Genomic DNA, 12,600 nt, shown 5'->3' on the forward strand with positions numbered 1-12,600 from the left:
CACGATGACGAGCCACGCCCTGCCTGGCACCTCCGGCAGCTCCGGCGCGCCGTCCGCCACGGCCACGCCCGCGGTTGCCGCGCGGCGCATTCGCCCGGCCCGCCTCGCGCTGCAGATCGCGTCGCTCGCGCTGTGCCTGCTGGGGTGGCACGTCGCGACTCGCTACCGGCTGCACTTCGGCGTGGTCACGTTCGAGAACGTGCCGACACCGTCCGAAACATTCGAGGCCGCCTGGACGCTGCTGCAGTCCCCGAAGCTGCTGCGCCATCTGGGCAGCAGCCTCTCGCGGGTCGGCTGGGGATACCTGTCGGCGGCCGTGCTCGGCACGCTCGCCGGCCTGCTGATCGGCCGCTCCACGTGGATACGGCTCGGCCTGTTGCCGCCGCTCGAGGTATTGCGGCCCATTCCGGCCGTCGCTTGGATTCCGCTTGCGATCCTGATGTTTCCGTCATCCGAGGTGTCGATGATCTTCATCACGTTCACGGGCGCATTCTTTCCGATCCTGCTCGGGGCCATTCATGGCGCCGAGTCGGTGGACCCGCGCCTCGTCGCCTCGGCGCGCAGCCTGGGTGCCGGCCAATGGTCCGTCCTGCGCGAAGTCGTGCTGCCCGGCGCCGCACAGGGCATCGTGACCGGACTCGCCATCGGCATGGGCACGTCGTGGTTCTGCCTCGTCACCGCGGAAATGATCTCGGGCCAGTTCGGCATCGGGTACTACACGTGGGAGTCGTACACCGTGCAGCGCTATCCCGACATCGTCGTCGGCATGCTGCTGATCGGCCTGCTCGGCATGGGCAGCAGCGCGCTGGTGCGCGTGGCGGGCCGGCTCGTCACGCCCTGGCTGGCGGTATCGGGGAGCGCGCGATGAGCGGCCCCACGCATGACGCGCGCCAGGGTGCCGTGGCGCTCGACGGCCTTTCCATCGCGCTGGGCTCCGGCGCGCAACGCTTCACGGCGGTTCGCGATGTCAGCCTGTCGATCGCGCCCGGCGAATTCGTCTGCGTGCTCGGCCCGTCCGGCTGCGGCAAGTCCACGCTGCTGGGCGTGCTGGCCGGGCATATCGCGCCCGCCGCGGGACGCGCCACGCTGGATGGCACGCCGATCGACGGCCCGCATCCCGAACGTGGCATGGTATTCCAGCACCACACGCTGTTCCCGTGGCGCCGGACGATCGACAACGTGGCATTCGGACTCAAGATGCGCGGCGTGGGCCGCGAGGAACGTCGCCGCCGCAGCGCGGCCTTGCTCGGCCGCGTGGGCCTTGCCGATTTCGCCGATCGCTATCCGTCGCAGTTGTCGGGCGGCATGCAGCAGCGCGCGGAAATCGCCCGCGTGATGATCGGGGGTCCGCGCATCCTGCTGATGGATGAACCGTTCGGCGCGCTGGACGCGCAGACGCGCGCCATGATGCAGGCGCTGCTGCTCGACGTCTGGGGCGACTATCGGCCCACGGTCGTGTTCGTCACGCACGATATCGACGAGGCGCTGTTCCTCGCGGACCGCATCGTCGTGATGAGCCCGGGCCCCGGCACGATCATCGAGGATCTGCGCGTCCCGTTTGCGCGGCCGCGCGAGCGCAGCGAGACGCGAGACCTCGTGACCGAGCCCGCGTTCATCGAGCTCAAGCGGCATCTGCTCGCGCTGCTGCGCCATCGCGAGCCCGCCTTACCCGCGGCCCGGCTGAGCCCGCTTGGCGACGGCCGCGCATCGCCCCCCTCTTCTTCCGTTTCCAGCTTCTGATCTCCGTGACCATGACCGACCCCCGCTTTGCCGCTGCCGATCCCGCCGTACGGCGTCTTGCCGTTATCGATGCCACCGAAAGCGAGGACGAAGCGCTGCTGCCAGAGGTCGCCGCCGCGCTGCGGCGCGATGCCGATGCCGGCGTGCGGCGCACGGCCGCCGAACATCTGGCCGCATGGGAAGCACCGGCGGCCGTTGCCGCCCTGTGCGATGCGCTCGGCGACGCCGACGCGGCAACGCGCCAGGCGGCGGCGGACAGCCTCTCCGCGCTCAAGGACCCCGCGCTCGGGCATCTGTTGCTCGCGCGTCTGGCCGGGACCGATGCGTTCGCGCGCGCGGCGCTGCTGCGTGCATTGCGCGAGTTGCGATTGCCGGAGAGCATTGCGGCCGCGCAGGGCGCGTTGGCCGATCCTGTATCCGCGGTGCGGCGCGAGGCCGTGGGCGTGCTTGGCTGGCTGCGTCACGAGCCATCCCTGCCCGCGCTGTCCGCGCTCGCGGGCGGCGACAGCGATGCCGATGTGCGGCGCGCCGCGATCGGCGCGCTCGGCTTTGCCCACGACGATAGCGTGCTGCCACCGCTGCTCGGCGCGCTGCGCGATGCGCACTGGCAGGTGCGCGAGGAAGCGGCCGTGACCCTTGGCAAGCTGCGGCTGCGTGCCGCGCGCGCGGGGCTCGAGGCCGCGCTCGACGACGAATACTGGCAGGTCACGCTGCAGGCCGCGCGGGCGCTGGGCCGGCTCGGCGAGCGGGCCAGTGCGACGGTGGTGGCGGGTCTGCTCGCGTTTCCGCTCAGCAACGTGCGCAAGGAGGCCGCGCTCGCGCTGGGCGAACTGGCCGAAGCGCGTGACACGGCCATCCTCGCGGTGCTCGAGGCCGCGCTGGGCGATGGCGATCCCGAGGTGCGCAAATCCGCGCGCATCGCCATCGCGCAGATTCGCGAACGGGTGTCGGCCGCCTAGGCGGGCCCCGCTGCCGGCCGCGCCGGATTGGCGTCAATCCACGTGAATATTCGCCTGCTTCACGATATCGCCGTACATGCGCAGATCGGCATCCACCTGCTTGCGGAACTCGGCCGGCGTGTTGCCTGACGGCACGATGCCGAGCGTCAGCAGCCGATCGCGGGTCTCCGGTTCGCTGACCACGGCGTTGAGCGTCTTCTGCAGCTTGTCGACGATCGGCGCGGGCGTCTTCGCCGGGGCGAACAGTCCCACCCACGAGTTCACCTCAATATTGGCGATGCCGGATTCGATCATCGTCGGCACGTCGGGCAGCGACGGCACGCGCGTGGCCGACGAGACCGCGATCGCGGTGGCCTTGCCGTTCTTCACGAACTGATGCGCGCCGGCCACGGCCGTGTACAGCACCGGCAGATTGCCGCCGACGAGGTCGCCCATCGCCTGTCCGCCGCCCTTGTACGGCACGTGCGTCATCTTGATGCCCGTGCGCGCCTTGAGCAGTTCACCGGCAAGGTGTGGCGTGCTACCGGTGCCCGCGCTGCCGTACGACAGTCCATCGGGCAGCGTCTTCGAGTACGCGACGAGGTCTTTCAGGTTCCTGGCCGGCACGCCCGGATTGGCCACGAGAATCAGCGCCGCGTCACCGATCTTGCTGATCGGCGCGAAATCCTTGAGCGTGTCGAACGGCACCTTCGCATAGACATGCGGATTGATGACCATCGTGCCGTCGAAGCCGAGCAGGAGCGTATAGCCATCGGGCTCCGACAGCGCGACCTGCTGCGTGCCGATATTGCCCGACGCGCCCGGCTTGTTCTCCACCACGACCGATTGTCCGAGCCGCTGCCCCAGCCGGTCCGCCACCACGCGCGCGCTCGTGTCCGCGACCCCGCCCGGCGCGAACGGCACGATCAGCCGTATCGGCCGCGCGGGATAGCTCTGCGCGTGCGCGGGCACGGCTGTCCCCATAGCCGCCGCCATGGCGGCCATGGCCAACATCATCTGACGTCGTTGCATCATGTCTCCCCCTTATTGTTGTTTGCAGCTTATTCAGGCTGAATCCCGCCGCGTTGCGCGACGGCCGCCCACTTTCGCGTCTCCGATACGATGAATTCGTTGAACTGCGCCGGCGGCGTGAGCACGACGTTCGCGCCCTGGTCGTGCATCTGCTTGGCAACCGCGGGGTCCGACGTCACGCGGCGCAGGTCCGCATTGATCTGGTTCACGACCTGTTGCGGCATGCCCTTCGGTCCGAACAGGCCATACCAGTTCAGCGATTCCACACCCGTGAGGCCCGCTTCCTTGAACGTCATGGCGTCGGGGAAGATCGACATGCGCTCGTCCGCGGCCACGCCGATCACGCGCAGATTGCCGCCCTGCACATGCGGCATCGCGGTCAGCACGCTCGTAAAGCCCATGTCCAGATGGCCGCCGATGACATCGACCATGATCTGCGCGCCGCCCTTGTACGGCACCGAAACCGTCTGCAGCTGGCCGATCTGGCGGAACAGTTCGCCGGTCAGGCGCGTCGTCCCTTCCGAATACCCAACGCCGAGCGGCTGCTTGCGCGCGGCCTCGACGAGGTCTTTCAGATTCTTGTACGGGCTCTTCTTCGACACGACGAGCACCATCGGCGAGATGGCGAGCCGCGTGATCGGTGTAAACGCGGCCGCGGTGTCGTACGGCATGCTCTTCATCAGCACCGGGTTGATCGCATGCGAACCCACGACCATCATCAGCGTGTAGCCGTCGGCCGAGGACTTCGCGACGTGGCTCGTGCCGATGACGCCGTTGGCGCCGGGGCGGTTTTCCACCACGACCGACTGGCCCCATAGTTCGGAAAGTTTCTGCGCGACGAGGCGGCTGACGATATCGGTGCCGCCGCCAGGCGCATAGGGAACGATTAGCGTGACGGGCTTTTCCGGCCATTTGCCGGCGGCCTGCGCGGGCAGCATGGCGCCAGGCAGGCCCAGCGACAATACGAAAAGGGCAATACGAATCCAACTGCGATGCAGCATGTCTGTCTCCGGAATGTTGTCGTTGTGTTCGGTGTTTGGGGTACGGCGGTCGTTCAGGGTTATGCGGCCTCCCTGTTGCGTTCCGCTTCCTTCGCGTAGTGCCTGCGCAGCCAGGCGATCGATCGGCCGCCGAGCGGTCGCCCGAGGACCGATTCGGCAAACGCCACGGCATCGAGCAGCCCGCGCAGATCGATGCCCGTGGCGAATCCGCTGCGCTCCGCCATCAGCACGAGGTCTTCCGTGGCGAGATTGCCGGCCGCGCCGGGCGCGAACGGACAGCCGCCGATACCGCCCACGCTCGCATCGAAATGCCGAATGCCGGCTTCCAGCGCGGCCCATGCATTGGCGGCACCGAGTCCGCGCGTATCGTGGAAGTGCACGGCCAGCCGATCGGCACCGATCGATGCCACCAGTTCGTTCATGCGGATCTTGACCGCGCCCGGAGCGGCGGCACCGATGGTGTCCGCGATGACGATGCGATCGGCACCGGCCGCCTGCATGCGTCCGGACAGGCGCAGCACGACGTCCAGCGGCACGTCGCCCTCGAACGGGCATTCGAACGCCACGGCGACATAGGCACGCGTGCGCAGGCCAAGGCGCCGCGCCTCGATCAACGTGCGCTCGCTGACCTCGGTGGCCGCGTCGAGGTCCATGTTGATATTGCGTTCGTTCATCGTGCGCGTGGCCGACAGCACCACGGCGATCTCGCGCGCGCCGGCCGCATGGGCACGTTCGAGGCCCTTGAGGTTGGGCACCAGCGCGGAGGTCTGCAAGCCGGGCAGCGCGCTGTTCAGCCGCGGGACGAGGTCGGCCGCGTCGGCCATCTGCGGCACGGCTTTCGGCGAGACGAAGCTGGTGACCTCGACGCTCGGCACGCCCGCGGCGGCGAGCCGCCGGACGAGTTCGAGCTTGTCGTCGGTGGACACGTGGATGGCCTGGTTCTGCAGGCCGTCTCGCGGCGAGACGTCGGTAATGACGATGCGATCGGTGGTTGCCATGATGTCTCCTCAGCCGATCGCGCCGTCGGCGCGCAGCGCCTCCACGCGGCCCGCGTCATAGCCGAGCCAGTCGCGCAGCACGGACTCGGTATGCTCGCCCAGCGAAGGCGGACACGTATAGGCAGGCTCGGCCACGGCCGACAGCTTGACGGGGTTGCCCGGCATGCCGATGGTTTCGCCGGTCTTGAGCGTGACCTCGCGCACCATGTCGCGCGCGCGGACCTGGCGGTCGTTGAGCGCCTGCGCAAAATCGTTGACGGGACTGCACGGGATGCGCGCCTGGCGCAGCTTGTCCAGCCAGTACGCCGACGATTCCTGACGCAGTTCATCGGCGATGATGCCGTCGATATGCGCCTTGTCCGCATAGCGGCCCGGCTGCCGCGCGTATTCGGGGCGGCGCAGGTCCGGATGCTCGATCACGCTCAGAAAGCGCTCGAAGAACGCGTCGCCGATACACGCGATGACGATATAGCCGTCGCGCGTCGGATACGTGTTGTACGGCACGTGCACGAAGTGGCTATTGCCGATCCGGTCCGGCACATGGCCCGACATCAGGTGCATGGTCGCCATGTAGTTGAGCATCGAGATCTGCGCGTCGAGCATCGAGATATCGACGTGTTGCCCACGCCCGGTCTGCTCGCGCGCGCTCAATGCCGCGAGCACGCCGATGGCGCCGAAGATGCCGCCGCCGAGATCGCCGATGGGAATGCCGCTGCGCACGGGCGAGCCATCGCTCATGCCCGTGATGGACATGCCGCCGCCCATGGCCTGGACGACCTGGTCGAACGCGGGATGCTGCGTGTCCGGGCCCGTCTGGCCGAAGCCCGTGACCGAGCACGTGATGATGCGCGGGTTGATCTCGGAGAGCGTGGCGTAGTCGATACCGAGGCGCGTGGTCACGCCGGCGCTGAAGTTGTCGAACACCACGTCGGCGCGGCGGACCAGATCGAGAAAGACCGCGCGGCCCGCCTCGCTCTTCAGGTCCACGCAGACGCTTTCCTTGTTCCGGTTCAGCGTGAGGAAGTACGCCCCCATGCCGTCGCGCGCGTAATCGTCGCTGTCCGCCAGCAGCTTGCGCGTACCCTCGCCCGCGCCCGGCGGCTCCACCTTGATGGTTCGCGCGCCGAGATCGGCGAGCAGCATGGTTCCGTATGGGCCGGACAGCATATGGGTCAGGTCCAGTACGGTGATGTGTTCAAGCGCCTGCATCGTCTCCTCCATGTATGGTTGAGACACCTATCGCAACCTGCATGCCATGGCAAAGCGCATTGATTTTTAAGCGTTTTTTCTTTCGCATCGATCGATGCGACGTTGCATGAGACGTTTCATGAAACAATGGCGCAACCTCCATGCAACGCTTTATCAGCTACCGTCATCTGAGCCATTTCGCGATGACCGTGCTCGACGAATATGCGGACCGCGCCGATATCGAGGTCGTCAACGGCTCGTTCGACGCGGCGCTGACGTTTGCGCGCGAGCGCATGCGGCTGGGCACGGCCGACGCCTTTATCAGCGCCGGGGCCAACGCGACCATCCTGCGTACCGCGTTGCGCGCCCCCGTGGCCACCATCAAGCTCAGCGGCTTCGACCTGCTGCTCGCGCTGATGAACGCGCGCCGCGTTTCCAACCGCGTGGGCGTGGTGATGTACGGCGCGCCGATTCCCGAGCTCGATGCCATCAGGGACCTGCTCAATATCGAGGTGGCGCAGTATGCGTACCGCACCCCCGACGAGGCGCGCCATTGCTTCGCGCTGCTTGCGCGCGATCGCTATGAAGTCGTGGTGGGTTCGAGCCTGGTACTCGAGTTTGCCGAGCAATACGGGATGCAGGGACATCTCGCCTATTCGCTGGCGGCCGTGCGCCAGGGCGTGGAGGACGCCATCGAACTCGCGCGCGCGGCACGGCAGGAAGCCAGCCGATACGAGCAACTGAACGGCGTGGTGCACAACCTCCAGGAGGCGGTACTGGCCGTCGATCGCGATCATCGTATCGTCGCGCTCAATCCGCCGATGGAGAAGCTGCTCGGCCGGCCGCAGGCGCAGCTGTTACGGCAATCGCTGGAGACGATCGAACCGGCGCTGTCGCTCGCGCATACGCTGGAGACCGGCGCGCAGGACCGTGCCGCGGTCATGCGCCTCGCGCAGCGCGACTGGATCGTGAATCGCACGCCGATTCGCGAGCACGGGCAGATCGTCGGCGCGGCCATCACGCTCTACGATGCGCGCACGATCCACGATGCCGATGCCAGCCTGCGCAGCCAGCAGCGTCACCGGCAGCCCACCGCGCGCCATAGCTTCGACAGTCTGATCGGCCGCAGCGAGCCGTTCCGGCGCGCGTCCGCCACGGCGCAGCGGTTCGCGCGCACCGACCTGACGATTCTGCTCTCCGGCGAGAGCGGCGTGGGCAAGGAACTGTTCGCGCAGGCCATTCACAACGCGAGCGCGCGCGCCGCGCGGCCCTTCGTCGCCATCAACTGCGCGGCGTTTCCCGAGTCCCTGCTGGAGAGCGAACTGTTCGGCTACGACGAAGGCGCCTTCACGGGCTCGCGCCGCGGCGGCAAGCGCGGGCTGTTCGAGGCCGCGCATACGGGCACGCTGTTTCTCGACGAAATCGGCGATATGCCCGTGTCACTGCAGACGCGGCTGTTGCGCGTGCTGCAGGAGCGCGAGATCGTGCGGCTGGGCGGCGCGCTGCCGATTCCGGTGAACGTGCGCGTGATTGCGGCCACGCACCAGCCGTTACGCGAACTCGTCGCCACGCGGCAGTTCCGGCAGGACCTTTATTACCGGATCAACACGCTGCATCTGCATCTGCCCGCATTGCGCGAGCGGCCCGAAGATATTGCGCCGCTGGCGGAGGCGTTGCTGCGCCGCAGCCTCGGCAGGCTCGGGTCGTCACTCGACGCCGCGCGATTGCTGACGCAGGTGCTGCCGCGGCTGTCGGCGTTTCCGTGGCCGGGCAACGTGCGCGAGCTCGAGAATATCTGCGACCGCATGGCGGTGTTCTTCTCGCAGTGGCACGACGAGGACGAGATCGACTTCCGCGAGCTGCGGCACGATTGCGCGGAGCTCTATGAAGACGCGGTGCCGCAGCCGGGCCTCCACCAGCGTGCCGGGGCGCCGGCACCCGCGCCCGCATCACAGCGCGATCGCGCGCGCGAGGTGCTCGATGCATGCGGCGGCAACCGGCAGGAAGCCGCGCGCGAGCTCGGCATCAGTCGCGCGACGCTCTGGCGATGGCTACGCGAGGACTAGCGCGGCTGATTATCGCGCTCACTGCACGGCGATGCCCACCGTCTTCACCAGCTTCTCGATATTGACGCTGTCGTTGCGGATCAGTGCGGCAAATTCGGGCGCGTCGGCGTAGTTCACCTCGGTGCCGCTCTCGGTCAGGCGCCGGCGCAGGTCGGCATCGGCCAGGCTGGTCGCGAGCGCGGTACGGAGCTTTTGCTGGACATCCTTCGGGGTGGCCTTGAGCACCGTCATGCCGTACCACGGGTACATCTCGAAGCCAGGATAACCCTGCTCGGCAATGGTCGCGAGCGAAGGCATCGCCGACGAACGCTTGGGCGTCGTTACGCCCAGCGCGCGGAACTTGCCGCTCTTGATATGCGGCAGGCTGGAGACGATCGTATCGAAGTAGGCGTCGACGCTGCCGGCCATCAGGGCCGGAATCGCCTCGGCGGCGCCCTTGAACGGCACGTGGACCATATCGATGCCGGCGGTCTGCTTGAACATCTCCCCGGCCAGATGCGAGGTGGTGCCCTGCCCGAACGATGCGTAGTTGACCTTGCCAGGATGCGCCTTGGCATACGCCACGAACTCGGCCAGCGTGTTCACGGGCATCGAGCTATTGACGACGAGCACGAGCGACTGCACGCCCACCTCGCCGATGGGCTCGAAGTTGTCGGGGTTGTAGGGCAGCTTCGAGTAGAGGAACCGGTTGCTGACGAGCGTGCTGTTCGAACCCAGCAGCACCGTATAACCATCGGCCGGCGCATTGGCCGCGGTCTGCGCACCAATGATGCCCCCCGCACCAGGGCGGTTCTCGATCAGCACGGGCGTCTTGAGCTCCAGCGCCATCCGCTCGCCCAGAAGGCGCGCGATGCTGTCGGTACCTCCGCCCGCGGGAAACGGCACGACGATCTTCACGGGCCGTGTCGGCCATTTCTCCTGCGCATGCGCGAACGACGCGAGCGAAAAGAGGGAAACAAGCACTGCACCTGCTGCGGCAAGCTGTCGGAGTGTTCGGTTCATTCCACGCACCATGAGAGTAGTCGGCGCCACTCCTGCAGCAACTTGCATGCCATGAAAGATGCATCAATGCGGTGCGGTGCCGTCCAAAAGTATTGTCAATTCATCGAAGGCGGCTGCCTTGCGCTCCTAGACTCGCTCATCGTCAATGACAAAGGGAGTACGGCATGTTGCATCGGACCCTGGTGGCGCGCGCGGCATTGTGGGCTTGCCTGGCATGGACTGGACCGGGCATGGCGGTCAGCTTCTCGCCCGCCGACCTGAGGGAAAATACGATTCCCGTGTCGGATGCCGACGCGCGACTGACGCTTGCGGATGGCATGTGGACACCGGTGGTGCGTCTGCCGGACCGCCATCCCCGTGATGGCATCCAGTATCACATCGCCACGTCGGCGGCGTACCCGACCACCTTACTGACCCGAAACACCGACCTTGGCATCGACTCGCTCACGCTTCATGCGGGTAACCAGATTTCGTTCCGATACCGGAAGGACGGGAATGTCTGGACAGTCGTGGCACCGGTTCAATCGCCGAGAGGCGGCAGCGATATGGTCGCGTCCGCCCCCAATGCATTCGTCTCGCTCTATGAGCTCCGCGATGGCGACTGGACCGGCAAGGTCCGGCTGCCTGCCGACGCCACCGACGGCGCGCTCGTGCTGATTCGTTCGGCAGCGACGTGGCCATCGGCCATCGACCCGGCGCATGCATTGTTTCCGAGTTCGCTCAGGCTTCAGCATGGCGACGCATACCTGTTCCAGTTCAGCAAGGCACGCGGCCGCTGGATGCCGCTGAGGACCGCGCGGCGGATCGTGCAGGCACGCACGGTCGCCGGGCGTCTGCCGCATCCCACCGCGCCGGTCACGGAGGTCCGTTTCGCCGACGGCAACTGGACGCCGTCCATTGCACTGCCGGCGAGCGCCAGCGATCGCGACCGCATCGTGTTCACCTCGCAGGCCACGTGGCCCGCCACATTGCTACCGGACGCGGCCAACCCGCGACATGCCGTGCGTATCGCCACGGGCCAGCGGTACGATTTCACGTACGTCAAGGCCGAATCGGCATGGAAGATGACATCGCACCCGAGAAGGCTACTGCTGGTAAAGCACCTGCCTCAGGGCGTGATACCGCAGCCGACGACGCCCATCACGGACGTGCTCGCGGGGGATGCCAACTGGGCGCGTGAACTCGTCCTCCCGCAAACCGCGAATCCGGGCGATGCCATTGTGGTCCGCAGCACCGCGGCATGGCCGTTCGCGGTACGTAGCGCGACGAGCGCGACGCCGCGTCATATCAAGACGGGGGATACCGTCAGGTTCACCTTCAACGAGGGCAAATGGGACACGGGTACGCATGTGGTCGATATCCTGCTCGTGTACAGCGATGCCGCAGCCCAACGGCTCGGCGATCAGGCGATGCGGATGCGCTTGTATGAAGGCCTGCGCCTGACGAACGAGGCGCTCGAGAACGCGAAGGCGAACCTTTACTACAACCCTGTCGCGGTCGTACGCCGTACGGTCCGGAATGGCGGCACCACGCTTGGCCAGGCCTTGTCCGCCATCCGCTTCGACCCCGATATCCAGGCCGAGCTGCGCGACCGCAAGGCCGATGCCATCTACTATGAAGGGACGGAAGCCGGATGCGGCCTGGCCTATGTCCGCCCCAACAGCTTCAGCATGGTCGGGACGGGTTCTCTGGCCTGCGGGACCACTGTCATGCGCCACGAGCTCGGGCACAACCTTGGGCTATCGCACGGCGGCGAACGCTATGCCAATCCCCGCTACGCTGTCGGCAACACCCTTCACGGCACCGTCATGGGCGGTAACGCCATCCCCTACTACAGCACCCCACACATCCTCCACCCGATTACAGGCGAGCCGCTCGGCATTCCGGACCAGATCGACGCCGTCCGCGTCATCAACGAGCGGTCGCAAGAGATCGCTGCCTTCCGATGAGCAGGTCACCACGCCTTGCGACGTTCGCCCTCGCCCTGGGCCTGCTGGCAAGCCTCGCCGCGTGGCTGGCCATGCGGCCCGGCGCACCGGACACCGCAGTCCCTCGCACATCGGATGTGCCGGTGCGCACCGTGGATGGCCCACGCGAAATCGGCCCCACCCTCCCCGACGAACCGACGGACGCCGACCGCTCGGCCAGACTCGAGCAGGTGCTCCACTACCGTGACGACCCGACGCTCCGCCAGCATGCCGACGACCTCCGCGCGGCCATCGGCAAGACGCTGCTCGCCACGCCGATGTCCGCGCAGGAGATTGCCGCGGCCACCCGCGGTGTCTCCGACGACCGGACATGGGTCACACTCGACCCCTTCGTCCTCGAGACCAGACTGCCCGGCGACACCATCCGCCTCGACGTCCCCGGCGCAGGGGACGTTACGGGAACGATCGAGCATGTGGCCACGGAGAACGGCTTCTCCCGGTGGGAAGGCACGATTGCCGATACCGACCCGCCCGCGCGGTTCTCCATTTCGCAATCGCTATCGGATCGCTATACCGTCGGCAACTTCCACGCCGCCGGCGGCGGCTTCACCATCGAAGCGACGAACGGCGTGGGATGGATACGCTCCCACGCGCAGGACGCCGCGCGGCTCGTGCACGATACCGTCGACGCCCCGCATTGAGCGTTG

Annotated in this window: 11 protein-coding genes; 6 read left to right on the plus strand and 5 right to left on the minus strand. The window is 67.2% G+C overall.

Annotation, left to right across the window (positions count from 1 at the left end; genetic code table 11):
• Positions 1-4 precede the first annotated feature (4 nt).
• From FOB72_RS07090 to FOB72_RS07100, 3 genes are read left to right on the plus strand one after another with little or no spacing between them, the layout of a single operon-like run.
• On the plus strand, positions 5-868 hold the full coding sequence (locus tag FOB72_RS07090) for an ABC transporter permease (RefSeq protein WP_150371879.1): 864 nt from the start codon (positions 5-7) through the stop codon (positions 866-868).
• Positions 865-1,740: an ABC transporter ATP-binding protein gene (locus FOB72_RS07095; RefSeq protein WP_150371880.1), complete on the plus strand. Its 876-nt coding sequence runs from the start codon at positions 865-867 to the stop codon at positions 1,738-1,740. Before FOB72_RS07090 ends, FOB72_RS07095 begins: the two co-directional genes overlap by 4 nt.
• A gap of 11 nt (positions 1,741-1,751) precedes the next feature.
• On the plus strand, positions 1,752-2,699 hold the full coding sequence (locus tag FOB72_RS07100) for a HEAT repeat domain-containing protein (protein WP_150371881.1): 948 nt from the start codon (positions 1,752-1,754) through the stop codon (positions 2,697-2,699).
• 33 nt (positions 2,700-2,732) lie between these two features.
• Here the strand turns inward: FOB72_RS07100 and FOB72_RS07105 are convergent, their stop codons facing one another.
• From FOB72_RS07105 to FOB72_RS07120, 4 genes are read right to left on the minus strand one after another with little or no spacing between them, the layout of a single operon-like run.
• The gene (locus FOB72_RS07105; protein WP_150371882.1) at positions 2,733-3,713 is read right to left on the minus strand and encodes a Bug family tripartite tricarboxylate transporter substrate binding protein; all 981 of its coding nucleotides are present in this window, start codon (positions 3,711-3,713) and stop codon (positions 2,733-2,735) included.
• 26 nt (positions 3,714-3,739) lie between these two features.
• Entirely contained in the window at positions 3,740-4,711 is a 972-nt protein-coding gene (locus FOB72_RS07110; protein ID WP_150371883.1) for a Bug family tripartite tricarboxylate transporter substrate binding protein, read from the minus strand.
• A 59-nt stretch (positions 4,712-4,770) separates the two neighbouring features.
• Positions 4,771-5,709: a hydroxymethylglutaryl-CoA lyase gene (locus tag FOB72_RS07115; RefSeq protein ID WP_150371884.1), complete on the minus strand. Its 939-nt coding sequence runs from the start codon at positions 5,707-5,709 to the stop codon at positions 4,771-4,773.
• Positions 5,710-5,718: 9 nt separating this feature from the next.
• Positions 5,719-6,918 (minus strand): CaiB/BaiF CoA transferase family protein, encoded by a 1,200-nt coding sequence (locus FOB72_RS07120; RefSeq protein ID WP_150371885.1) that lies wholly within the window; start codon positions 6,916-6,918, stop codon positions 5,719-5,721.
• Between the two features lie 140 nt (positions 6,919-7,058).
• Here FOB72_RS07120 and prpR point away from each other — a divergent pair, with 140 nt between their 5' ends.
• On the plus strand, positions 7,059-8,963 hold the full coding sequence (gene prpR / locus FOB72_RS07125) for a propionate catabolism operon regulatory protein PrpR (RefSeq protein WP_150371886.1): 1,905 nt from the start codon (positions 7,059-7,061) through the stop codon (positions 8,961-8,963).
• A gap of 18 nt (positions 8,964-8,981) precedes the next feature.
• Here the strand turns inward: prpR and FOB72_RS07130 are convergent, their stop codons facing one another.
• Positions 8,982-9,926 (minus strand): Bug family tripartite tricarboxylate transporter substrate binding protein, encoded by a 945-nt coding sequence (locus tag FOB72_RS07130; protein ID WP_223851451.1) that lies wholly within the window; start codon positions 9,924-9,926, stop codon positions 8,982-8,984.
• A gap of 203 nt (positions 9,927-10,129) precedes the next feature.
• Between FOB72_RS07130 and FOB72_RS07135 the strand changes: the two genes are divergently transcribed.
• Together FOB72_RS07135 and FOB72_RS07140 are read left to right on the plus strand one after the other, a co-directional pair.
• Positions 10,130-11,914 (plus strand): zinc-dependent metalloprotease family protein, encoded by a 1,785-nt coding sequence (locus FOB72_RS07135; protein WP_150371888.1) that lies wholly within the window; start codon positions 10,130-10,132, stop codon positions 11,912-11,914.
• Entirely contained in the window at positions 11,911-12,594 is a 684-nt protein-coding gene (locus FOB72_RS07140; protein WP_150371889.1) for a hypothetical protein, read from the plus strand. Before FOB72_RS07135 ends, FOB72_RS07140 begins: the two co-directional genes overlap by 4 nt.
• The last annotated feature ends 6 nt before the right edge of the window (positions 12,595-12,600 follow it).

The sequence above is a fragment of the Cupriavidus pauculus genome, from assembly GCF_008693385.1.
Classification (GTDB): Bacteria; Pseudomonadota; Gammaproteobacteria; order Burkholderiales; family Burkholderiaceae; genus Cupriavidus; species Cupriavidus pauculus_D.